This is a genomic window from Streptomyces bacillaris, from assembly GCF_003268675.1.
Taxonomy (GTDB): domain Bacteria; phylum Actinomycetota; class Actinomycetes; order Streptomycetales; family Streptomycetaceae; genus Streptomyces; species Streptomyces bacillaris.
Genome location: NZ_CP029378.1, coordinates 3,311,662 through 3,334,223, shown reverse-complemented (window position 1 = coordinate 3,334,223; position 22,562 = coordinate 3,311,662). Strand labels below are relative to the sequence as shown.

Below are 22,562 nucleotides of genomic sequence, written 5' to 3'. Positions count from 1 at the left end.
AAAGGGGCGGTCACCCCTCGTGGCCGAACGGGCAGCCCAGCTTCACCGGCAGCTCGTACAGGTCGTTCTGCGTCACGATCGGCTTGTTGCGCAGCTCGGACGCCGGGACCGCCAGCTCCAGTTCCGGGAACTTCTCGTAGAGCGCCGGGAGGGCGATGCCCGCCTCCAGGCGGGACAGGGCCGCGCCGGGGCAGACGTGCGGGCCGTGGCCGAAGGCGATGTGGCGGTTGGGGGTGCGGGTGGCGTCGAACTCGCCCGCCGTCGGGCCGTACTGCTCCTCGTCCCGGCCCAGCGCGCCGAACGAGATGATCAGCCCCTCGCCCTTCGGCAGGATCTTTTCGCCCACCTCGATGTCCTCCGTCGCGAAACGGATCAGGACGTGCGAGGTCGGGGTGTTCCAACGGAGCGTCTCCTCGATCACGCCGTCCCAGCCGATCTCGCCGTTCAACACCTTCTCGCGCTGCTCCGGGTGGGTCTGGAGGGCTTCCACCACGTTGACGATCAGGCTGATGGTGGTCTCATGTCCGGCGGCGATGATCAGTTGCAGCGTGTTGACGATCTCCTCGTCGGTGAGGTGGTCACCGTTCTCGGAGGCCGCGATCAGCGCGCTGGTGAGGTCGTCGCCCGGGTTGGCCCGCTTGTCGTTGACGATCTTGGTGAAGAGGGTGCCGAGGTCCGCCATCATCTGCGGGACCTCCTCCGGCGGGGTCTGCGTCGAGAAGAACTTCTCGAACAGCTCCTTCAGCCGCGGGTGGTCCGCCGCGTCCACGCCCATCAGCTCGCTGATCACGTTCATGGGGAGCGGGTACGCGAACTCCGCCTTCAGGTCGACCGGTTCCCCGGCCGGGTGGGACGCCAGCTTCTCCAGGCTCGCGTTCGTCAGCGCCTCGATGCCCTCCCGCAGCCGCTCCACCCGGCGTACGGTGAGCGCCTGCGCCACCAGCGTACGGAGCCGGCGGTGGTCGGCCCCGTCGACCGTGAGCATCGAGCGGCCCGGGTTGGCCAGGCCGATCAGCGGCCAGTCCATGGGTATCTCGCCGCGCCGCCAGGCGTTCCAGACGTTGATGTCCTTGACCACCCGGCTGTCGGTGAGCAGCGCCCGGGCCGCCGCGTAGCGGGTGACCGCGTACACGTGTACACCGCCCGGAAGCTCCACCTCCGCCAGCGGCCCGGCGGCCCGCAGCGCGGCGCTCTCGCCGTCGAGGTCTCTGACGAAGGGGTCGAGCGCGATGCGGGTCATGCGGGGCCTCCGTGGCTTCCGGGTCTGCCGAGGGCGGGCGTGGGCGTGAAGAGCACGGGCAGGTCGGTGAGGCCGCGCAGCCACGGCGACGGGCGGCGGGTGAGCTGCTCGGCGGGGACGGCGAGGTCCACGTCCGGCAGCCGGTCGAGCAGCACCTCGATGCCGGTACGGGCGATGACCTCGGAGGTCTCCTGGGCCGGGAACGGGCAGCGGTGCTCGCCGTGGCCGAAGGAGAGGAACGCGTTGTTGCCACCGGTCAGCGCCGAGGCGTGGGTCCGGACCTGCGGGTCGCCGTTGGCGGCGGCGATCCCGAGCAGCAGCAGGTCACCGGCGCGGACGTGGCGGCCGCCGAGGTGGGTGTCGCGGGAGGCCCAGCGGCCCGCCACGTTCTGGGTGGGGGTGTCCTCCCAGAGGACCTCGTTCATGGCCTCCGCGACGCTGTGCCGGCCGCCCGAGAGCGAGGCGGCGAACCGCTCGTCGGTGAGCATCAGGCGCAGCGAGTTGCCCATCCAGTCGGCGGTCGGCTGGTGGCCGGCCGCCATCATCACCATGAGGTCCTGGGCGACCTCCTCGTCGGTGAACCCGCCCGTGTCCGCGAGCATCCGGCTGGCGACGTCGTCACCGGGCTCGGCGTGCTTGTCGGCCAGCAGCCGGAACATCGAGGTGGCCAGGTGCTGCTGTCCGGCCAGCGCCCGCTCGCGGCCGTCGATCATGTCGTTGATCGCGCCGACCAGGGGGTACGCCTCCTCGTCGGAGAAGCCGTAGATCCTGGCCAGGACCAGCGCGGGGAGCAGCTTGGCGTACTCCGCGATGATGTCGACCGCGCCCTTGGTGCAGAACCGGTCGATCAGCTCGTCCGCGAACTCCTCCGCGTACCGCTTCAGGGAGAACGGGTCGACGCCCTCCAGCGCGTTGCTGATCATCATGGCCCGGACGCTGTGGCGCTCACCGACCGTGTAGAGGATCGAGTTCTGCCTGCGCCCGATCATCGGCAGCAGCGGCCAGTCGTCGGGGATGCGGTCCCACTGGTTCCACAGCTCGGAGTCGCGGCTGAAGAGGACCGGGTCGCCGGTGACCTGGTGCAGCTCGCGGTAGCCGAGGACGAGCCAGGCGGGCACGTCGCCGTCGAGCACGACCGGGGCGACGGCGCCGTGGTCGCGCCGCATGTCCCGGTAGAGCTGGACGGGGTCGCTCTGGAAGCGGGGGCCGGAGAGCGGGACGGAGCCGTGGGCGACGGGGCAGCCGGAGGCAGTGGCTCCGGAGGCTGCCGTGGCCCCGGAGCCCGTGGTTCCGGAGGCCGTCGCCGGGTCGGAAGCCGTCGGTCCGGTGGCCCCGGTGGTGTCTGAGGTCGTGGTCACGGGGCGGGCTCCGGGGTCGGGCCGGCCAGGGCTCCCGCGGGCACGGCGGCCCCGGGCACGGCGGCTCCCGGCAGGTCGGCCCCGGGGACGCGCAGCCGGGCGGCGGAGAGCGCGGCGAGGTGCTCGACGAGCGTGATGAGCACGTACTTGCTGGAGGACCGGTCGCGCGCGTCGCACTCCACCAGCGGTACGTCGTCCGCGAGGTCCAGGGCCTCCCGGATCTGCTGCTCGCTGTGGAGCGGCCCGCCGAAGTCGTTGCACGCCACGATGAACGGCGTGCCGTGGTGCTCCAGGCGGTCGATGGCGTACCAGGAGTCGGCCAGCCGACGGGTGTCGACGAGGACGACCGCGCCGAGCGTGCCGGAGAAGAGCCGGTCCCACAGGAACCAGAACCGCTCCTGGCCGGGCGCGCCGAAGAGGTACAGCACCGAGCGGGCGTCGAGCGTGATGCGGCCGAAGTCGAACGCCACGGTGGTGGACGTCTTGGCCTGGACGCCGTCGAGGTGGTCGACGGCCTCGCCCGCGCGGGTCATCGTCTCCTCCGTGTTGAGCGGACGGATCTCGCTCACGGATCGGACCATGGTGGTCTTGCCGACGCCGAAGCCGCCGACGACAACGATCTTGAGTCCGTTGTCGGCGGTGTCGCTCAGGGTGGCGCGGTCAGAGGTTGCGGAGTCCAACGAGCACCTGTTCCAGGATGTCGGGGTCGGGGAGCCGGTCCGCGACACGGGCGGTACGGGGGTGGCGGGCGCTGACCCGGCCGGTGTCCAGCAGGTCGCACAGCATGATGCGGACGATGCTGACCGGCAGGTTCAGGGTCGCGGAGATCTCGACGACGGCGGTCGGGCTCTGGCACATCCGCAGGATCGCCACATGCTCCGACTGCATACCGGGGGCCGGGTCGCACTCCGCGACGACGAGGGTCACCAGGTCGAAGGCGGCCGAGTCGGAGCGGCTGCGTCCCCCGGTGAGGGTGTACAGCCGGTCCGGATCGTCGTCGCGGTCCGGGCGCGGGCGGGGCGCCGTCGTCATACGGCCGAACTCTCTGCCACGGGGGTGCGCGGCGGGGCGACGAGGTGCTCACCGAGCTGTTCGACCAGCTCGCTCATGTTGTGGCCGACCAGGCCCACGTCGGAGTCCTCGTCGGCGACGACCGCGAGGTGGGCGCCCGCGCCCGCCTCGACGATGAACAGCACCCCGCCGTAGAACTCGGCCATCGCGGAGCGTACGCCGCCGGTGCCGTCACCGAACTCGATGGACGCGCCGTGCGAGAGGCTCTGGATCCCGGCGGAGATCGCGGCGAGCTGGTCGGCCTGGTCGACCGAGAGTTCGGGGGTGCGGCACAGCTTGAGGCCGTCGCGGGACAGGACGAGGGCGTGGCGGGTGCCGGGGGTGCGGTCGAGCAGCCCCTCCAGCAGCCAGTTGAGCTTCTCGTCGGTGGTCGCGGTCATCGGGTGTTGCCTTCCGGGTGCTGGGAGTTGGCACGTACCGCCCGGCTGAAGGTGCTGAAGCGCGCAGCCTGGACCTTCGCGTCGGTGGTACGGGCCTGGGGGGTGTCGGCTCCGCCGTGGGCGGCGTTGCCGTTACGGGCTTCGGCGGCGGCCAGCGTGCGGCCCCGGCGGCGCTTGGGCAGGCCGCTCTCGCCGAACGCGGGGACGCTGCCGGTGGATTCGGACTCCGATTCCGTGCGCTGCGGCTCCGCCGCCGGGGTCAGGGGCGTGGAGCCGTCGGAGGCCTGGTTCTCGGTGGTGGACCGGGCCGCGGGCACGGTCCCGGAGAGGCCCGCCCCCTCGGCCGACGCGTGGGACGGCTCGGGCTCGGCGGGCGCGGTCGTGGGAGTGGTCACGGGTGCGGCCGAAGGCGTGGCGGCCGGGAGCGCGGCGGCGGGGGGCGCGGCCGGTGCCCGGTCCGGGAGGGCCGGTGCGGCGGTCCGGGAGATCAGGTCCTGGGGCAGCATCATCAGCGCGCCGGTGCCGCCCCGCGCGGAGGGCCGGAAGGAGACGGTCAGGCCGTGCTTACGGGCCAGTCGGCCGACGACGGCCAGTCCGAGCCGGGTGCCGGAGAGATTGGTGAGGTTCTGGTGGTCGGCGGAGACGGCCTGCTCGGCGCGGCGCAGCTGCACCTCGCTCATCACGAGCCCGCTGTCCTCGACGGTGATGACGATGCCCGCCGGGACCTCCTCCACGTACACATGCACCTCGGCGGTGGGCGGCGAGAAGTTGGCCGCGTTGTCGAGGAGTTCGGCCAGCGCGTGCATGACGCCCTCGGCCGCGTGTCCGGCGATGGCGACGTCGCTGGTGGAGTGGAGGCGGACGCGCTGGTAGGAGCCGATGCGGCCCATCGCGCCGCGCAGGATCGACTCCATGACGATCGGCTTGGCCCACCGCCGACCGGAGCGCGCCCCGGTCAGTACGGCGATGGAGTCGGCGAGCCGGCCCGCCTGGGCGGTGCGGTGGTCCAGGTGGAGCAGGTCCCCCAGGACGGACTCGTCGGTGTGCCGGTGCTCCATCTCCCGCAGGTCGGCCAGCATGCTGGTGGCCAGGGCCTGCATCCGCCCGGCCGCGTTGGCGCAGGCCGCGACGGCGGCGGAGCGCTCGGTCTCGGCGCGGGTGGCGCGGGCGGTGAGCCGGTCCACGGTGACGGTGAGCCGGGCCTTCTCGGCGGCGGCCTCGGCGGCGATCCGCTCGTTCTCGGCGCGGGCCTCGGCGGTCACCCGGGCGGTCTCGGCGGAGGCGGCGGCCTTGATCCGGGCCGTCTCCGCGGTGAAACGCTGGGCCTCGGCCGCGGAGGCGGAGACCAGCCGCGAGGTCTCGGCGTTGAACCGCTGGTTGTCGGCGGCCCGCTGGGCGCGCAGGGCGCGGACGGTCCCCAGGGTGTGGACGGTGACGGCCACGCAGATGCTCAGCAGGACGGCGGCCCCGGCCGCGCCCCAGGCCAGCGGGGTCCGTACCGCATCGGGGGCCGCGGCCACGGCCCACAGGGTCAGCGCGCCGGTGACGGCTGCCGAGATCAGCAGGGCGAGTGCGGTGGGCCTGAATGAGGGGCGCAATCGGAGTCCTCGGTGGCGGACGGTGCGGGACGAGGGACGAGGCGAAACCGCACCGGTGAAATCCGGACAGTTCACCACGGGAGTGGACGATCATGCACAACTGGAGCTGATAATTCCTGCTCAAGTCTTGGTCACTATAGGAGACTTGACGGTCTGTTTGGGAAGATCTTGTGGGCTTTTTTGTGAAGCTTGAGCGATTTTGTCAGTCCACATCCCAAGAGTTCATCTGTACCGACGGCATGCTGAGGCCATGGCCGAACTCCATCGCCCGCATACCGGACCGCCGGCACCGCCGGCCGGCTTCGTCGCCGCGCTCCGCGCCGCCGTGCGCGGCGGGACCGACTTCGGCCCGGCCGCCCGGGCCCTGACGACGATGGACGCCTCCAACTACCGCCGCGTCCCCCTCGGCGTCCTCGCCCCGCGCGACGCCGACGACCTCGCGGCGGCGCTGACGGTCTGCCGGGAGTACGGGGTCCCCGTCGTCCCGCGCGGCGGCGCCACCTCCATCGCGGGCCAGGCCACCGGCACCGGTCTGGTGCTCGACCTAACCCGCCACCTGAACGCGATCCTCGACGTGGACCCGGCCGCCCGCACCGCCACCGTCCAGCCCGGCGTGGTCCTGGACGACCTCCGGGCCGCCGCCGCCCCGCACGGCCTGACCTTCGGCCCCGACCCGTCCACCCACAGCCGCTGCACCCTCGGCGGCATGATCGGCAACAACTCCTGCGGCGCGCACTCGGTGGCCTGGGGCACCACGGCGGACAACGTGCGGGCGCTGGAGGTGGTCCGGTACGGGGGCGAGGTGCTGCGGCTGGAACAGGCCCGGGGCATGGGGCCCGACGGCGTGCGCGGCACATCGGCCCACGGCCCCGGCCGCGTAGGCGATGCGTCGGCCCACGGCCCCCACGGCGTACGCGAACTGATCGGCGCCCACCTCGCCCTCCTCCGCACCGGCTACCCCGACCTTCCGCGCCGCATCTCCGGCTACGCGCTCGACGCCCTGCTCCCCGAGCACCCCGGCGGCCCCGACCCGGTCCGGGCGTTCTGCGGCAGCGAGGGCACCCTCGCCGTGGTCACCGAGGCGACCGTGCGCCTGGTGGAGACCCCGCGCGCCCGCGCCCTGGCCGTCCTCGGGTACGCCGACGAGGCGGCCGCCGCCGAAGCCGCCCCGGGCCTTCTCCCGTACGGCCCGCTCACCGTCGAGGGCATGGCCGCCGACCTCGTACGCGAACCGGCCGGGCTGCCGCGCGGGACCGCCTGGCTCTTCGTCGAGACGGGCGGCGCCACCCCGGCCGAGGCGCGGGCGCACGCCGAGCGCATTCTGCGGGCGGCCGACGCGGTGGACGGGGCCGTCGTCACCGACCCGGCCGGGCAGCGGGCCCTGTGGCGCATCCGCGAGGACGCCGCCGGGACCGCGACCCGGATGGCCGACGGCAGTGAGGCCTGGCCCGGCTGGGAGGACTGCGCGGTCCCGCCCGACCGGCTCGGCCCCTACCTCCGCGACTTCCGGGCCCTGCTCGCCGGGCACGGCCTGCGCGGCACGCCGTACGGCCACTTCGGTGAGGGCTGCATCCACGTACGCATCGACTTCGACCTGCTGACCCCGCCCGGGATCGCCCGATTCCGCACCTTCTCCGAGGAGTTGGCCGATCTCGTCGTCGCGCACGGCGGCTCCCTCAGCGGCGAGCACGGCGACGGCCAGGCCCGGGCGGAGCTGCTGCCCCGGATGTACGGGGATGAACTCGTCGCCCTCTTCAGCGCGTTCAAGGACCTGTGGGACCCCGACGGCGGTCTGAACCCCGGCATCCTCACCCGCCCGGCCCCGCTGGACACGAACCTCCGCTTCGAGGTGCTCCCGAAGCGCCCGGTCGACGTGGTCTTCGGCTATCCGCAGGACGGCGGCGACTTCGCGGGCGCGGTACGGCGGTGCGTCGGCGTCGCCAAGTGCCGTACGGCGGAGGCGCCGAGCGGGGGCACGGGCGTGATGTGCCCGTCCTTCCGGGTGACCGGCGAGGAGGAGCACTCCACCCGGGGGAGGGCCCGGCTGCTGCACGAGATGCTCGCGGGCGAGGTGATCACGGACGGCTGGCGGAGCACGGAGGTACGGGACGCGCTCGACCTCTGCCTCTCCTGCAAGGGGTGCCGCAGCGACTGCCCGGTCGGCGTCGACATGGCCACGTACAAGGCGGAGTTCCTGCACCACCACTACAAGGGCCGGATCCGCCCCGCCGCCCACTACGCCCTGGGCCGCCTGCCGCGGTGGCTGCGCCTGGCCGCCCCGTTCGCCCGCCCGCTCAACGCCCTAGCGCGCGTAGGGCCGTTGGCCGCCCTCGCGAAACGGCTGGCGGGGATCGCGCCCGAGCGGACGATCCCGGTCCTGGCGACGGAGACGTACAGCCGCTGGCTGCGCACGCGAAGGGACCGGGGAACCCGCGTCCTCTCCTCCGATCGGGTGGTCCACCTCTGGGCGGACACCTTCACCGAGTATCTGTCCCCGCAGGTGGGCCGGGCGGCGGTCCGGGTGCTGGAGGAGGCGACGGGCCGCACGGTCCTGCCGCCACCGGCCGGGGGCTGCTGCGGCCTCACGTACGTGTCGACCGGCCAGCTGGACGCGGCCCGCCGGGTGATGCGCCGCACCCTGGACCGGTTCGCCCCGCTCCCCGGCCACCCGGTGGTCGTCCTCGAACCGAGCTGCGCCGCCACCCTCCGTACCGACCTGCCCGAACTCCTCCCCGACGACCCGAGAGCCGCCGAACTGGCCGCGCGCGTCCGTACCTTGGCCCAGTACCTGGAGGAGTACGCCCCCGACTGGACCCCGCCCCGCCTGGACCGCCCGGTCGTCGGCCAGACCCACTGCCACCAGCACGCGGTCCTCGGGGACGCGGCGGAGCGGCGGCTGCGGGAGCGGCTGGGGCTGACCGGCGAACTCAGCGGCGGGTGCTGCGGTCTGGCCGGGAACTTCGGCTTCGAGAAGGGCCACTGGGAGGTGTCCGTTGCGTGTGCGGAGGAGCAACTTCTTCCCGCCGTAAGGGAATCGGAGCCGGGCACGGAACTGCTGGCGGACGGCTTCTCCTGCCGTACGCAACTGGACCAGCTGGGCCCACCGGCGGGGCGCCGGGCCCGCCACCTGGCGGAGGTGATCGCGGAGGGGCTGGAGGGCGGTGACGGCGAACGGTCATCACGGCGGTGAGCGTGGGGCGCTTGTACGGTGACACGCGTGAAGACTCAAGTGATCGTGCTCAACGGTGGTTCCAGCTCCGGCAAGTCCGGGATCGCCCGGTGCCTCCAGGCCCTCCTGCCGGACCCGTGGCTCGCGCTCGGCACCGACACGATGGTCGAGGCGATGCCCGCCGCCCTCCAAGCCGCGGAGACGGGGATCGTGTTCGGCCCGGACGGCTCGGTGAGCATCGGGTCGGAGTTCCGGGAGCTGGAGGACGCCTGGACCGAGGGGGTCGCCGCGATGGCCCGCGCGGGCGCCCGGATCATCGTCGACGAGGTGTTCCTCAGCGGGGCGGCGGGCCAGCGGCGGTGGAGCGAACGGCTCGGCGGGCTCGGGGTGTTGTGGGTCGGCGTACGGTGCGCGGGCGAGGTCGCGGCGGGGCGGGAGATCGCCCGGGGCGACCGGACCGTCGGTATGGCGGCGGCACAGGCGGAGAGCGTCCACCGGGGCGTGGTCTACGACCTGGAGGTCGACACCACCCGTACCGAATCCCTGGAGTGCGCCCGGACCATCGCCGCCCACGTCAGGGGGGAAGGGGCCGGGCGCTAGCATCGACGGGTTTGCCGTGGTCGTCGTGGTTCGCAAGGGGGAACGTCATGGAGGACGGTGGAAAGCGGCGGAGGAGGTGGGCGGTCCTCGCCGCGGCCCTGTCCGGAGCGGTGCTCATATCCGGTATCGGGCTCTGGGCGACGGACAGTTGGCCGTTCAAGGACCGCTACTGCTGGGGCGCCTGGGAGCAGGACAGCGGACCGCGTTTCCTCGGTGACTACGTGCTCCGCGACCCCGGCTCCGAGCGGAGGGCCACCGAATCGGGCACGCCCGGCTCCGGCGGAGAGACGGCGACCTGCACGCTCACGGTGACGTCCTCCGGTTCCGGTTCCGGCTCCTCCTCCACCACCTCGCCGACCGGCTTCCAGGACCGGCTGACCCTCAGCTACGGCCCGGTCCCCGAGGCCCCGGACGAGCGCCGCGACTGGATCGACCGCTACTTCGACGGCTCGGCCTCGGCCCTGCCGGACGGGCTCGACGGACTGGTCGCGGACGACCGGGCGATGCTCATCCTCCCTGAGGCCTGCGATGCGGCCGGCCGGCCGTCGGCGGTCACGCTGTGGGGCGAGAGCTGGGGCGACGGCCCCCGGGGCAGGAGCGCGATGCCGCTGACCCTCGCCTCTCTGCCCGACATCTCCACGATGTTGCTGGACGCGGCGGACGTGGGGATGCGGAAGGCGGGCTGCGCGCCGGAGAAGCCGCTGCGCACGTCCGCGCCGATGGTGCGGCTGACGGAGGGCGGCGAGCGGCCGGGCGACCCCGTCTGCCGGATCCCCGGAGTGACGTTCCCCCTGGACGAGGACGAGCGGTACGAGCAGCGGGTGGGGGTGGTCGGGGACCGGATCCAGACCTGTTCGCTGGTCCGCAGGAAGCTCGGCAGCCCCGACGAACCGGCGGCCCAGTTCGTGATGGCCGGTTCTCCCCGTACGGCGGCGGTCTTCGCCGGACTCCCCGAGGGCGCTGCCCACGGTCTCGTACGCACCGCCTGCGACGGCCGGGACACGGTGTTCTACGCCCGCGTCGCGCCGGGACTCGGTGACGGCGGCGGGGAGAAGGACCGGCGGGTGTTCGCGCGGTTCACCGACGCGGTGGGCAAGCGGATCGGATGCGAGACGGCGAAGACGGCCGAAGGGACCGAGGGGACCGAGGGGGAGGCGCGATGACGGACGACACCACTCCGGCCGGGGCGGCAGGGGCTGCGGCCTCCCGGCCCCCGTTGCTGAAGCGGCTGGTACGGAGCCGGGTCGCCCGGGCCGTCACGGTGGCCGGGCTCGTCGGCGTACTGCTCGGTGCCGGTACGGTCGCGTGGCGCACGGACACGTTGCCGCTGCTCTCGCCCGGCCCCTGCTGGGACACGTTCGACGACGCGCTGGTGGAGCGGGTGTTCGGGGACCGCGAGACCGTGGCGGAGGCCCAGCGGCTGCAGACCGACCCGAACAGCAGGGCCGCCTTCTACGGGCAGTGCCGCATCACCAGCTACAAGGACGAGGAGAAGGAGCGGGCGGCGGGACAACTGACCGTGCAGGTCCGCCGCCCGGCCGGATACGACGGCCAGGACATGTGGCCCGCCCAGTTCCTGGGGGCGGACATGGTCCCGCTGGGCCAGGGGCTGCCCGGCATGGTCTCGCCCGTCCGGGCCTGGCTGGCCCTGCCGGAGAGCTGCACCGGGCGGCCGGACATCCTGTCCGCCCCGGCCGTGGTGGACCTCGCCATGGGCGACCTGGCCGACAGCGGGATCGCCCCGGAACGCGACCGCAAGGACCGCGCCGCCCTCGCCGAGGCGGTGGTGACGGTGACCAACGGCGTGCTGCGGAAGCTGGGCTGCTCCGGTGCGTATCCCGCGCCCTCCCCGGACAAGCTGCCCGGCCTCGTCGGCTGGCAGGAGGCGGAGCCGGGCGCCTTCTGCGGGGTCCGGGGGCTCAGTGCGCCCGCCGCCTACGGCGCGTCGCTGGGGCGGGTCCGCGTGGGCCCGGACGGCGGCGCCGCGCGGACCTGCGAGGCCGGCGGCCGCTACCCGCCGGGCGGCCTGCGCCTGACGACGGTCGTCGACCCCGCGCTGGCCCGCGTCTTCTCCGGTGAGGCGAGCTACGGCGGCACCCGGCTGGGCCGCGCGAAGGGCGGACCCGAGGGGTTCGGGTCGATCGACGTGACGCGCGGGGTGTACCTCGCGCAGTGCCAGACCGGTGACGTGGCGTTCGTGGCCGAGCGGGTGCGGCCGGTCGGCAGCGAGGACGGGAAGGGCCCGAACCTGGTCCGGGCCCTGCTGCCGGCGTACGTGGAGGCGGAGGCGGAACGCATCGGCTGCGGCCCGATCCGGCTGACGCTGCCGGAGGTCCTGGAGTAGTACGCGTACGGGACGGGGGTCCGGGGCGGCGGTGGGTGTGCCGTGGGCGTGTCGTACGGCCCGGCCTCCGGGCCCGGGGTCTCCTCGGGCTCACCCCCGCGCGACGATCTCCCGGGCCAGGGCGGCCAGTTTCGGCAGGGCGGGGTGGCCGGGGCCGTCGCGGCGGGCGAGGAGGACGGGGACGCCCGGGGCGTCGTCGAGCGGCACGTAGGCGACGCCCGGGTGCGGGTGTATGGCGGCGGTGGAGGCGGCCGAGACCCCGCTGCCGCGCCCGGCGGCGATGGCGGCCAGCCAGTCGTCGGTGTTGGCGACGGTGAGGGTGGCGGCGGGCCGGGCGTGCGGCGGCCACAGCTCGGGGGTCGTGATGCCGGAGACGGTGTTCAGGACGACGGGGCCGTCCACGAGGTCGGCCAGGCGCAGCGACGTACGGGAGGCGAGCGGGCCGTCCGCCGTCACCGCCGCCACCCGGCCCTCGGTGAACAGCACCTCGGTGACGAGCCCCGGCGCGTGGACCGGTCCGCGCAGCAGCGCCGCGTCGACCTCGCCCCGGGTGAGCCCGGCCGTGCGGTCGTCGATCCGGAGCAGCTCCAGCGGGGTGGCCGGGTGACGCTCCCGCCAGGCGCGCAGGAGCGGTGTGGTGTACGGGCCGAAGGCCGACCAGGCGTGCCCGAGCCGCAGGGGCCAGTGGCGCAGCCGCCCGGTGTCCAGCGCCTCGTCGAAGGCGGCGACCGCCGCGGCGGCCTTGTCCCGGAAGGCGACGCCCTCGGGGGTGAGGGCGAGGTGGTGGGTGGAGCGGTCGACGAGCCGGAGGCCCAGGTGGCGTTCGAGGGCGGCGAGCGTGCGGGAGACGGCGGGCTGGGTGAGGCCGAGGTGCGCGGCGGCCCGGGTGACGTTGCCCTCCTCGGCGACGGCGAGGAAGGCCCGCAGATGACGGAGTTCGACGGCCCGGGAGGCGGGGGCCGGGGGATGGTCGGGGTCTGCCCGGTGGATGGCGGGGGCCGGGTGGTGGCCGGGGTCTGCCTGGTCGGCAGCGGCGGGGGCCGGGTGGTGATCGCGGTCTGCCGGGCCGGTCGCGGGCGTCGGGTGGTGGCCGGGGGACGCGGTGTGTCCCGGGTCTTCGGGACGGCTCATGCGGTGCGCTCCCATCGGCTCATGCGTCCGGAGCATAACGGGAGCGCAGAAGTCATTTCACGGGAGGCGCGCGGGTCTCTACCGTGGGTGGGCGTGGGCGTGCCGCCCGCTACTCCCCGTACCTCCGGAAGGCCGCCCGTGAACGTCCAGCGCAGTGCTTCGGAGCCGGCCGCCGCGGCAGCCGTCGCCGTACCCGAGGCGACACCCGCTCTGGACGCCGCCGGACGGAAGGGCTCCGGGCCGGGGAAGGGCGCGGCGCTGGTGCCGGTCGCGCTGGTGGTCGCGGGTGGCCTGTCGGTCCAGTTCGGCTCGGCCGTCGCGGCGCTGCTGATGCCGAAGGCGGGGGCGCTGGGCGTGGTCACGCTGCGGCTGGCGGCGGCCGCGCTGATCCTGCTGGTGGTGTGCCGGCCCAAGGTGCGCGGCCACTCGCGCGCGGACTGGGGCACGGTGCTCGCCTTCGGCGTGGCGATGGGCGGCATGAACACGCTGTTCTACCAGGCGCTGGACCGCATCCCGCTCGGTATTGCCGTCACCCTGGAGGTGCTCGGCCCGCTCGCGCTCTCCGTCTTCGCCTCGCGCCGCCTGGTCAACGTGGTGTGGGCGGGGCTCGCCCTGGTCGGCGTGGTCCTGCTCGGCGGCGGGGGCTTCGACCGCCTGGACCCGGTCGGCGCGGCGTACGCGCTGGGGGCCGGGGCGATGTGGGCGGCGTACATCGTCTTCAGCGCCCGCACCGGCCGCCGCTTCCCGCAGGCGGACGGGCTGGCGCTGGCGATGGTGGTGGCGGCGGTCCTCTCGCTGCCGCTCGGTATCTGGGAGTCCGGCGCCAAGCTCACCGTGCCCTCCACCCTGGCGCTCGGCGCGGCGGTGGCGGTCCTCAGCTCCGTCCTCCCGTACACCCTGGAACTCATGGCCCTGCGCCGCCTGCCCGCCTCCACGTTCGCCGTCATGATGAGCCTGGAACCGGCCATCGCGGCCGCGGCGGGCTTCCTCATCCTCAACCAGGCCCTCTCCACGACGGACGCCCTCGCCATCGCCCTGGTCATCGGGGCGAGCATGGGCGCGGTACGCAGCCAGACGGGGGCGCGGAAGAAGAAGCGGTGACCGTCGCGGCGGCGGGCCCGGGGATCGGACGCCGCCCCGCTCACCACGTACAGGGCGCCTGGAGGTCGGTGATCGAGTCGGCCAGTTCGGCCGGGGGTGTGGGCCAGCCCGTGCGGTGCCAGTGCTCGATGCGCCAGGAGAGGCGGCGCGGCCAGAGGGGGAGGGCGGGCAGGTCGGGTACGGGGATCCAGACCGGGGTGCCGCCGTAGGTGTCCAGGGTCTCGGCGGGGCCGATGCTGCCCTCGGCCGTCATGAGGAAGTAGTGCTCGTGTCGGCCCTCCTTCCAGACCCGCGCCACCTTCCGCCCGACGCTCCCGTGGAGTCCGGTCTCCTCGCGGAGTTCCCGTACGGCGGCCTCCTCGGGCGTCTCGCCCGCCTCGACCCCGCCGCCGGGGATCTCGTAGTGCGGGCCGCCCTCGTCCGGCTCCCGGAAGTGGATGAGCAGGACGTGCCCGTCCCGGATCACGATCGCCCCGGCCCGGACCCGTACAGGAGGAACAGCCGCCGGATCGGCCACCTTCACCTCCACCGCCTCCACCGCCTCCGCCGCTCCGGCCCCCTGCGCCCAGGCCCGCAGGACGGCCTCCGCCGTACCGGCGGGCCCTATGCGCGCGTGCAGGGCCTCGGCCAGGGTGAGCGCGCGCAGGGCGCCACCGGGCCCCGTCCCCGTACCGGGAAAGAGGTAGCGGACGTGGTCTGCCTCGCGGTGTTCCTCCAGGACGAGCCGGTCGCCGTCGAAGTGCGGGTTCACCAGGTGGGGTTCGGCAGTCATCGGCGGAGAGTAGCAGCGGAGTGGCGGACGGGCGCCGGTGCGTGGCCGTGATCCGGCCGTGACAGGGCAGAGCCGAAGCGGGCAGGTGCCGACCGGGCGTGGCGCGTGTGCCAGGGGGCGGGCGGGTCTCAGCCGGACGATCGCTGCCGGGCAAGAAATCATGCAAGCGTGCTTGATTGTTTCCTGGCGCGCTGCCATGCTCCTGGGCACCACACCCGGTCCCGAGGGGAGCGCACGTGTCCGATGTCGCAGCGGTGGTCGACGATCTGCGCGAGGAGAGCGGCGAACTCGACGCGCTGGTCGGGGCGTTGGGCGAGGAGGCCTGGCGGGGGGCGACGCCCGCCGAGGGGTGGACCGTCGCCCACCAGATCGCCCACCTCGCCTGGACCGACGAGGTCGCGCTGCTGGCCGCCACCGAGCCCGAGCGGTTCGGGGGCGAGGTGGCGAAGGCGCTCGCCGCCCCCGACGCCTTCGTCGACGAGGCCGCCGACGCCCTGGTCGCCGCCCACGCCCCACGCGCCCTGCTCGCCCGGTGGCGGGAGGGGCGGCGGCGGCTCGACACGGTGCTGCGGGAGGCCCCGGCGGGGGCCCGGATCCCCTGGTACGGGCCGCCGATGAGCGTCGCCTCCATGGCGACCGCCCGGCTGATGGAGACCTGGGCCCACGGCCAGGACATCGCCGACGCCCTCGGGGTCACCCGGACCCCCACCGCCCGGCTCCGGCATGTCGCCCGGATCGGGGTGCGGGCCCGGAACTACGCCTACGCGGTACGGGGGATCGAGGCGCCGGGGGAGGAGTTCCGGGTCGAACTCCGCTCTCCCGAGGGTGAATTGATCGCGTACGGCCCCGAAGGCGCCGCCCAGCGTGTCACCGGGCCGCTCCTCGACTTCTGCCTCCTGGTCACCCAGCGCGCCCATCGCTCCGACCTCGCCGTCACCGCCGAGGGGAGCGAGGCCGACCGGTGGCTCTCCATCGCCCAGGCCTTCGCCGGACCGCCCGGACCGGGCCGCCCACCCCGCGCCGAGCGAGCCGGACGAGCTGAGCAAGCGGGACGAGCTGAGCAAGCCGAGCAAGCCGTACGAGACGAGCAAGCCGTACGCGCCGAGCGAGCCGTACGAGGTGACCGGTGACCGCCCCCGGCCCCTCTCCCGCCCCGGCCTCCGGCCCCACCGCCGCCCCGGCCCCGGGCCCCGCCCCCGTCCCGGCCCTCGGATCCACCTCCACCCCCGCCCCCGTCCTCCGCATCGGCAACGCCTCCGGCTTCTACGGGGACCGCTTCGATGCCGTGCGCGAGATGCTCACCGGCGGTCCCCTCGACGTCCTCACCGGCGACTATCTGGCCGAGCTGACCATGCTCATCCTCGGCCGCAGCCGCCTCAAGGACCCGGAGAAGGGGTACGCCACCACCTTCCTGCGGCAGCTCGAAGAAGGTCTCGGCCTCGCCCATGAGCGCGGGGTGAGGATCGTCGCCAATGCGGGCGGGCTGAACCCGGCCGGACTGGCGGACGCCGTACGGAAGTTGGCGGCCAAGGTCGGGGTCCCGGTCGCTGTCGCCCATGTCGAGGGCGACAGCCTGCCCGTGCCCGACGGGTTCCTCACCGCCAACGCCTACCTCGGCGGAGCCGGGATCGCCGCCTGTCTGCGGGCCGGGGCCGACATCGTCGTCACCGGCCGGGTCACCGACGCGGCCCTCGTCACCGGCCCGGCCGCCGCCCACTTCGGCTGGGGACCCGACGACCTGGACGCCCTCGCCGGGGCCGTGGTCGCCGGGCACGTCCTGGAGTGCGGCACGCAGGCGACCGGCGGCAACTACGCCTTCTTCGGCAGGCACGACGTGCGCCGCCCCGGCTTCCCGCTCGCCGAGATCCATGCCGACGGGTCCTCCGTGATCACCAAGCACGCCGGTACGGGAGGCGTCGTCGACATCGGGACGGTCACCGCCCAGCTCCTGTACGAGACCGGGGGAGCCCGGTACGCCGGACCCGACGTCACCGCCCGCCTCGACACCGTACGGCTCACGCCCGACGGCCCGGACCGGGTGCGCGTCGACGGGGTGCGCGGAGAGGCCCCGCCGCCCACCCTCAAGGCCGGGCTCACCCGGCTCGGCGGCTGGCGCAACGAGGTCGTGTTCGTCCTCACGGGGCTGGATCTGGAGGCCAAATCCCTTCTCGTGCAGGACCAGTTCAGCGATGCCCTGGAGCGGGGCGGCGGGCGGCTGCCGGCCGAGGTGCGGTGGGAGCTGGTCCGTACCGACCGGCCCGACGCCGACACCGAGGAGCGGGCCAGCGCGCTGCTCCGGCTCACCGTCCGGGACCAGGACGCGGAGGCGGTGGGCCGGGCGGTCTCCGGGGCCGCCGTCGAACTGGCCCTCGGCAGCTATCCGGGCTTCCATGTCACCGCCCCGCCCGGAAAGGGCGCGCCCTACGGGGTGTTCGAGGCGATCCACGTACCGGTGGAAGAGGTCGAGCACATCGCCGTGCTGCCGGACGGGAGCCGTGTGATCGTCGAACCTCCTCCCTGTACGCAGGAGTTGGGTGACGTCGACGCGCCGCCGCTCCCCGACCCGTACCCGTCCTCCGCCCCCACCCGCCGTGCTCCCCTCGGGCTCGTCGCCGGTGCCCGCAGCGGGGACAAGGGCGGCGACGCCAACGTGGGCGTCTGGGTGTGCAGCGACGACGCCTGGCGGTGGCTGGCGCATGAGCTGACCGTGGAGAGGCTGAAAGAACTCCTGCCGGAGACCCGCGACTTGACCGTCGTACGCCATGTCCTGCCCAACCTGCGCGCCCTCAACTTCACCGTGCACGGCCTCCTGGGGGAGGGCGTCGCGTCCCAGGCGCGGTTCGATCCGCAGGCCAAGGCGGTGGGGGAGTGGCTGCGGTCGCGGTGGCTGCCGATCCCCGTGGCCCTGCTGGACGGCGCCGACCCCGTACCGGAGGTGACCGCATGACCGTCCTGCCCACCGCGCTCGACACCAACAGTCCTGAGTACGAGGCCAATCGGGCCGCCCTGCTGGAGAAGCTCGCCGCCCTGGAGGCCGAGCACGCCAAGGCGCTCGCGGGCGGCGGCGAGAAGTACGTCACCCGCCACCGCAAGCGCGGCAAACTCCCCGCCCGCGAGCGGATCGAACTGCTCGTCGACCCCGACACCCCGTTCCTGGAGCTGTCGCCGCTGGCCGCCTGGGGCAGCGACTACGCGGTCGGCGCCTCGCTCATCACCGGGATCGGGGTGGTGGAGGGCGTCGAGTGCCTGATCACCGCCAACGACCCGACCGTACGCGGCGGGGCGTCGAACCCCTGGACGCTGAAGAAGGCCCTGCGCGCCAACGAGATCGCCTTCGCCAACCGGCTGCCGTGCATCAGCCTGGTGGAGTCGGGCGGCGCCGATCTGCCCTCCCAGAAGGAGATCTTCATCCCGGGCGGGGCGCTCTTCCGGGACATCACCCGGCTCTCGGCGGCCGGAATCCCCACCGTGGCCGTGGTGTTCGGCAACTCGACCGCCGGAGGCGCGTACGTCCCCGGGATGTCCGACCACGCCGTGATGATCCGCGAACGCTCCAAGGTCTTCCTCGGCGGGCCGCCGCTGGTGAAGATGGCCACCGGCGAGGAGAGCGACGACGAGTCCCTCGGCGGGGCCGAGATGCACGCCCGTACCTCGGGGCTGGCCGACCACTTCGCCGTCGACGAGCAGGACGCGATCCGGCAGGCCCGGCGGATCGTCGCCCGCTTCAACTGGCGCAAGGCGCACCCCGGCCCCGGGCCCGCCGAGCCGCCGAAGTACGACGCGGAGGAGCTGCTCGGGATCGTGCCGGGCGATCTGAAGGTGCCCTTCGACCCGCGCGAGGTGATCGCCCGGCTGGTCGACGGCTCGGACTTCGACGCGTTCAAGCCGCTGTACGGGACGAGCCTGGTCACGGGGTGGGCGCGGCTGCACGGCTATCCGGTCGGCATCCTCGCCAACGCGCAGGGCGTTCTCTTCAGCGAGGAGTCGCAGAAGGCCGCCCAGTTCATCCAGTTGGCGAATCAGCGGGACATTCCGCTGCTCTTCCTCCACAACACCACCGGCTACATGGTCGGCAAGGAGTACGAGCAGGGCGGCATCATCAAGCACGGCGCGATGATGATCAACGCCGTCGCCAACTCCCGTGTCCCGCACCTGTCGGTGCTCATGGGCGCCTCGTACGGGGCCGGGCACTACGGCATGTGCGGGCGTGCCTACGACCCGCGCTTCCTCTTCGCCTGGCCGAGCAGCAAGTCCGCCGTCATGGGCCCGCAGCAGCTCGCCGGGGTCCTCTCCATCGTGGCCCGCGCGTCGGCCGCCGCGAAGGGGATGCCGTACGACGACGAGGCGGACGCCAGGCTGCGCGCCATGGTGGAGCAGCAGATCGAGGCCGAGTCGCTGCCGATGTTCCTGTCGGGCCGGCTGTACGACGACGGGGTGATCGACCCGCGCGACACCCGGACCGTCCTCGGGATGTGCCTGTCCGCGATCCACACCGCACCGGTCGAGGGCGCCCGCGGCGGCTTCGGCGTCTTCCGGATGTGACCCGCGCATGATGAACCCTCCGGATGTGAGGCCCAGATGACCATCACCACGTTGCTCGTCGCCAACCGGGGCGAGATCGCCTGCCGGATCTTCCGCACCTGCCGTGACCTGGGCATCACCACGGTCGCCGTGTACTCCGACGCGGACGCCGACGCCCTGCACGTACGCGAGGCCGACCTCGCCGTACGGCTGCCGGGGGCCGCCCCCGCCGACACCTATCTGCGCGGCGACCTCGTCGTGGCCGCCGCCCTGGCCGCCGGGGCGGACGCCGTGCACCCCGGCTACGGCTTCCTCTCCGAGAACGCCGCCTTCGCCGCCGCCATACAGGACGCGGGGCTCGTGTGGGTGGGTCCGCCGGTCAAGGCCATCGAGCTGATGGCCTCCAAGACCCGGGCCAAGGAGCTGATGGCGGGGGCCGGGGTGCCGCTGCTGGCCCCGGTGGACCCGGCCACGGCGGGCCCGGACGATCTGCCGCTGCTGCTGAAGGCCGCCTCCGGCGGAGGGGGGCGGGGGATGCGGATCGTCCGCGAACTGGATTCACTGGGAAGTGAGTTGCTGGCGGCCGCCGCCGAGGCCGCGTCGGCCTTCGGGGACGGCGAGGTGTTCGCGGAGCCGTACGTGGAGCGGGGCCGGCACGTCGAGGTGCAGGTCATGGCGGACGCGTACGACACCGTGTGGGCGCTCGGCACCCGGGACTGCTCGCTCCAGCGCCGCCACCAGAAGGTCATCGAGGAGGCCCCGGCGCCCGGCCTGGACGACGCCCTGCGCGCGCGGCTCCACGACGCGGCGGTGGCGGCCGCGCGGGCGGTCGGCTACCGGGGGGCGGGGACCGTGGAGTTCCTGGTCTCGGCCGAGGGGCGGCCGTACTTCCTGGAGATGAACACCCGCCTCCAGGTCGAACACCCGGTGACGGAGGCCGTGTTCGGCGTCGACCTGGTCGCGCTGCAATTGCGGGTGGCGGAGGGGGAGCCGCTGGACGCCGTGGTTCCTGCGGCCGCGGGGCACGCGGTCGAGGCCCGGCTCTACGCCGAGGACCCCGCGCGCGACTGGCAGCCGCAGACCGGAGCACTGCTCACGCTGGAGGTGCCGGACGCCCCCGGCCTGCGCCTGGACACCGGGTACACCGGCGGCGACACCATCGGCGTCCACTACGACCCGATGCTCGCCAAGGTCATCGCCCACGCCCCGACCAGGACGGCGGCCATCCGGCTGCTCGCCGGAGCTCTGGAGCGCGCCCGTATCCACGGCCCGGTCACCAACAGGGCTCTGCTCGTACGGTCGTTGCGCCACCCGGACTTCGTGGCGGGCCGCCTCGACACCGGCTTCTACGACCGCCACCTCCCCGCCCTCACCGCCCCCGGCGACGGCGACCCGGCGACAGCCGCCCTCGCCGCCGCCCTGGCGGAAGCCGTGGCCGCCACCACGCACGGCACGGGCCCCGCCCCCACCCCAGCCGCTTCGGCGCCTGGCGCAACGTCCCCTCCCAGCCCCAGGTCAAGCGCTACCGCAGCGAACCCGACGGCACCGAGCACGAGATCGCCTACCGCACCCCGCGCACCGGCATCCCGGAGCCGTACGAGGCCGGCAGCGGCACCCGGGTCGTCTCCGTCACCCCCACCCTCGTCACCCTCGAACTCGACGGCGTGACCCGCCACTTCGGCCTCGCGTACGACCGGGACCGCGACCGGGTCCACGTGGACACCGCCGGAGCCTCGTACACCTTCACCGCCCTGCCCCGCTTCACCGACCCCACGACCCGGACCGACCCCGGCTCCCTCCTCGCCCCCATGCCCGGCACCGTCGTCCGCCTCGCCGAGGGCCTGGCGCCGGGGGCCGTGGTCGAGGCCGGGCAGCCGCTGATCTGGCTGGAGGCGATGAAGATGGAGCACCGCATCCTCGCCCCCGCCTCCGGCACCCTCACCGCCCTGCACGCCGCCCCCGGCCACCAGGTCGAGGTCGGCGCCCTGCTCGCCGTAGTCCAGGAACGCGCCGCTGGCGCCCCCGCACCGGAGGAGACCGCATGAGCACCGTCCGCACCGCCGCACTCGAAACCGAAGAGCACCAGGCGCTCCGCGCCGCCGTCGCCGCCCTCGGTAAGCGGTACGGGCGCGACTACATGACCACCGTCATCCGCGAGGGCTCCCACACCCGCGAGCTGTGGGCGGAGGCCGCCAAGCTCGGCTACCTGGGCGTGAACCTGCCCGAGGAGTACGGCGGCGGGGGCGGCGGCATGGCCGAACTCTCCATCGTGCTGGAGGAGTTGGGGGCGGCGGGCTCCCCGCTCCTGATGATGATCGTGTCCCCCGCGATCTGCGGCACGGTCATCGCCCGCTTCGGCACGGACGAGCAGAAGCAGCAGTGGCTGCCGGGCCTGGCCGACGGCACCCTCACCATGGCCTTCGGCATCACCGAGCCGGACGCCGGCTCCAACTCCCACCGGATCACCACCACCGCCCGCCGCGACGGCACGGACTGGATCCTCACCGGCCGCAAGGTCTTCGTGTCGGGCGTCGACATAGCCGACGCCACACTGATCGTGGGCCGTACGGAGGACGCCCGGTCGGGCAAGCTCAAGCCGTGCCTGTTCATCGTCCCGCGTGATGCGGAGGGCTTCGGCCGGAACGCGATCGACATGGAACTCCACGCCCCCGAGAAGCAGTTCGAGCTGGTACTCGACGACGTACGGCTGCCCGCCGACGCCCTGGTCGGGGACGAGGACGCGGGGCTGCTCCAGCTCTTCGCGGGGCTGAACCCCGAGCGGATCATGACGGCCGCGTTCGGGATCGGGATGGGCCGGTTCGCGCTGGGCCGGGCCGTCGAGTACGCCCGGACCCGCCAGGTCTGGAAGGACCCGATCGGCGCCCACCAGGCCATCGCCCACCCGCTCGCCACCGCCCACATCGACCTGGAGCTGTCGCGGCTGATGATGCAGAAGGCGGCCCGGCTCTACGACGAGGGCGACGACATCGGGGCGGGCGAGGCGGCCAACATGGCCAAGTACGCGGCGGGCGAGGCCTGCGTCAAGGCGGTCGACCAGGCGGTCCACACCCTCGGCGGCAACGGCCTGACCCGCGAGTACGGGCTCGCCTCCCTGATCACGGCCTCCCGGGTGGCCCGGATCGCACCGGTCAGCCGGGAGATGATCCTGAACTACGTCTCACACCAGTCGCTGGGCCTGCCGAAGTCGTACTGACACCTCTCGGGTCCACTTCCGTCCGACCTCTCCCCGACCCCCGCCCCCAGGGGTGATTCTGAC

General features: G+C 73.8%; 17 protein-coding genes and 1 pseudogene. 10 read left to right on the top strand and 8 right to left on the bottom strand.

Annotation, left to right across the window (positions count from 1 at the left end; all coding sequences use genetic code 11):
* Positions 1–10: 10 nt before the first annotated feature.
* From DJ476_RS14075 to DJ476_RS14050, 6 genes are read right to left on the bottom strand one after another with little or no spacing between them, the layout of a single operon-like run.
* Complete coding sequence (locus tag DJ476_RS14075; protein WP_112490668.1) at positions 11–1,240, bottom strand: cytochrome P450 family protein; 1,230 nt, start codon at positions 1,238–1,240, stop codon at positions 11–13.
* On the bottom strand, positions 1,237–2,598 hold the full coding sequence (locus DJ476_RS14070) for a cytochrome P450 (RefSeq protein ID WP_112490667.1): 1,362 nt from the start codon (positions 2,596–2,598) through the stop codon (positions 1,237–1,239). Before DJ476_RS14070 ends, DJ476_RS14075 begins: the two co-directional genes overlap by 4 nt.
* The gene (locus tag DJ476_RS14065; RefSeq protein WP_103419059.1) at positions 2,595–3,278 is read right to left on the bottom strand and encodes a GTP-binding protein; all 684 of its coding nucleotides are present in this window, start codon (positions 3,276–3,278) and stop codon (positions 2,595–2,597) included. The genes DJ476_RS14070 and DJ476_RS14065 overlap by 4 nt, the downstream gene beginning before the upstream one ends.
* Entirely contained in the window at positions 3,259–3,630 is a 372-nt protein-coding gene (locus DJ476_RS14060) for a DUF742 domain-containing protein (protein ID WP_112490666.1), read from the bottom strand. Before DJ476_RS14060 ends, DJ476_RS14065 begins: the two co-directional genes overlap by 20 nt.
* A complete protein-coding gene (locus DJ476_RS14055) occupies positions 3,627–4,049 on the bottom strand; it encodes a roadblock/LC7 domain-containing protein (protein ID WP_053559945.1) in 423 nt (140 codons plus the stop codon). The genes DJ476_RS14060 and DJ476_RS14055 overlap by 4 nt, the downstream gene beginning before the upstream one ends.
* Entirely contained in the window at positions 4,046–5,647 is a 1,602-nt protein-coding gene (locus DJ476_RS14050) for a sensor histidine kinase (protein ID WP_112490665.1), read from the bottom strand. The genes DJ476_RS14055 and DJ476_RS14050 overlap by 4 nt, the downstream gene beginning before the upstream one ends.
* Before the next feature lie 250 nt (positions 5,648–5,897).
* On the opposite strand from DJ476_RS14050, the gene DJ476_RS14045 reads away from it, so the two are divergent.
* Genes DJ476_RS14045 through DJ476_RS14030 form a run of 4 tightly spaced genes read left to right on the top strand, consistent with a single transcriptional unit; the run spans position 5,898 to position 11,760 of the window.
* Entirely contained in the window at positions 5,898–8,837 is a 2,940-nt protein-coding gene (locus tag DJ476_RS14045; protein WP_208853498.1) for an FAD-binding and (Fe-S)-binding domain-containing protein, read from the top strand.
* 39 nt (positions 8,838–8,876) lie between these two features.
* Positions 8,877–9,416: a chloramphenicol phosphotransferase CPT gene (gene cpt / locus DJ476_RS14040; RefSeq protein WP_112490664.1), complete on the top strand. Its 540-nt coding sequence runs from the start codon at positions 8,877–8,879 to the stop codon at positions 9,414–9,416.
* A gap of 47 nt (positions 9,417–9,463) precedes the next feature.
* Complete coding sequence (locus DJ476_RS14035) at positions 9,464–10,579, top strand: hypothetical protein (protein WP_167480377.1); 1,116 nt, start codon at positions 9,464–9,466, stop codon at positions 10,577–10,579.
* Positions 10,576–11,760, top strand: coding sequence for a hypothetical protein (locus tag DJ476_RS14030; RefSeq protein ID WP_103419062.1), 1,185 nt, complete (start codon positions 10,576–10,578; stop codon positions 11,758–11,760). Before DJ476_RS14035 ends, DJ476_RS14030 begins: the two co-directional genes overlap by 4 nt.
* Before the next feature lie 90 nt (positions 11,761–11,850).
* On the opposite strand, the gene DJ476_RS14025 is transcribed toward DJ476_RS14030, so the two are convergent.
* Entirely contained in the window at positions 11,851–12,891 is a 1,041-nt protein-coding gene (locus DJ476_RS14025; protein ID WP_318294672.1) for a LysR family transcriptional regulator, read from the bottom strand.
* 138 nt (positions 12,892–13,029) lie between these two features.
* Between DJ476_RS14025 and DJ476_RS14015 the strand changes: the two genes are divergently transcribed.
* Positions 13,030–13,992, top strand: coding sequence for an EamA family transporter (locus DJ476_RS14015; RefSeq protein ID WP_103419063.1), 963 nt, complete (start codon positions 13,030–13,032; stop codon positions 13,990–13,992).
* Positions 13,993–14,032: 40 nt separating this feature from the next.
* On the opposite strand, the gene DJ476_RS14010 is transcribed toward DJ476_RS14015, so the two are convergent.
* On the bottom strand, positions 14,033–14,764 hold the full coding sequence (locus tag DJ476_RS14010) for an NUDIX domain-containing protein (RefSeq protein ID WP_112490663.1): 732 nt from the start codon (positions 14,762–14,764) through the stop codon (positions 14,033–14,035).
* Between the two features lie 236 nt (positions 14,765–15,000).
* Here DJ476_RS14010 and DJ476_RS14005 point away from each other — a divergent pair, with 236 nt between their 5' ends.
* The 5 genes and pseudogenes from DJ476_RS14005 (at position 15,001) to DJ476_RS13980 (ending at position 22,499) form a co-directional block, all read left to right on the top strand.
* Positions 15,001–15,894, top strand: a complete 894-nt coding sequence (locus DJ476_RS14005) for a TIGR03084 family metal-binding protein (RefSeq protein WP_112490662.1) — start codon at positions 15,001–15,003, stop codon at positions 15,892–15,894.
* Positions 15,895–16,007: 113 nt separating this feature from the next.
* Positions 16,008–17,711, top strand: coding sequence for an acyclic terpene utilization AtuA family protein (locus tag DJ476_RS13995; protein WP_112492511.1), 1,704 nt, complete (start codon positions 16,008–16,010; stop codon positions 17,709–17,711).
* The gene (locus DJ476_RS13990) at positions 17,708–19,306 is read left to right on the top strand and encodes an acyl-CoA carboxylase subunit beta (protein WP_112490661.1); all 1,599 of its coding nucleotides are present in this window, start codon (positions 17,708–17,710) and stop codon (positions 19,304–19,306) included. The genes DJ476_RS13995 and DJ476_RS13990 overlap by 4 nt, the downstream gene beginning before the upstream one ends.
* Positions 19,307–19,342: 36 nt before the next feature.
* Positions 19,343–21,330, top strand: a pseudogene (locus DJ476_RS13985) (ATP-binding protein).
* Positions 21,327–22,499, top strand: a complete 1,173-nt coding sequence (locus DJ476_RS13980) for an acyl-CoA dehydrogenase family protein (protein ID WP_103419068.1) — start codon at positions 21,327–21,329, stop codon at positions 22,497–22,499. The pseudogene DJ476_RS13985 and the gene DJ476_RS13980 overlap by 4 nt, the downstream one beginning before the upstream one ends.
* Positions 22,500–22,562 lie beyond the last annotated feature (63 nt).

Coding starts and splice junctions, on each gene's coding strand:
- DJ476_RS14025 (WP_318294672.1), bottom strand. CDS start 12,891: ATGAGCCGTCCCGAAGACCCGGGACACACCGCGTCCCCCGGCCACCAC.
- DJ476_RS14035 (WP_167480377.1), top strand. CDS start 9,464: ATGGAGGACGGTGGAAAGCGGCGGAGGAGGTGGGCGGTCCTCGCCGCG.
- DJ476_RS14030 (WP_103419062.1), top strand. CDS start 10,576: ATGACGGACGACACCACTCCGGCCGGGGCGGCAGGGGCTGCGGCCTCC.
- DJ476_RS13980 (WP_103419068.1), top strand. CDS start 21,327: ATGAGCACCGTCCGCACCGCCGCACTCGAAACCGAAGAGCACCAGGCG.
- DJ476_RS14060 (WP_112490666.1), bottom strand. CDS start 3,630: ATGACGACGGCGCCCCGCCCGCGCCCGGACCGCGACGACGATCCGGAC.
- DJ476_RS13990 (WP_112490661.1), top strand. CDS start 17,708: ATGACCGTCCTGCCCACCGCGCTCGACACCAACAGTCCTGAGTACGAG.
- DJ476_RS14045 (WP_208853498.1), top strand. CDS start 5,898: ATGGCCGAACTCCATCGCCCGCATACCGGACCGCCGGCACCGCCGGCC.
- DJ476_RS14055 (WP_053559945.1), bottom strand. CDS start 4,049: ATGACCGCGACCACCGACGAGAAGCTCAACTGGCTGCTGGAGGGGCTG.
- DJ476_RS14010 (WP_112490663.1), bottom strand. CDS start 14,764: ATGACTGCCGAACCCCACCTGGTGAACCCGCACTTCGACGGCGACCGG.
- DJ476_RS14075 (WP_112490668.1), bottom strand. CDS start 1,240: ATGACCCGCATCGCGCTCGACCCCTTCGTCAGAGACCTCGACGGCGAG.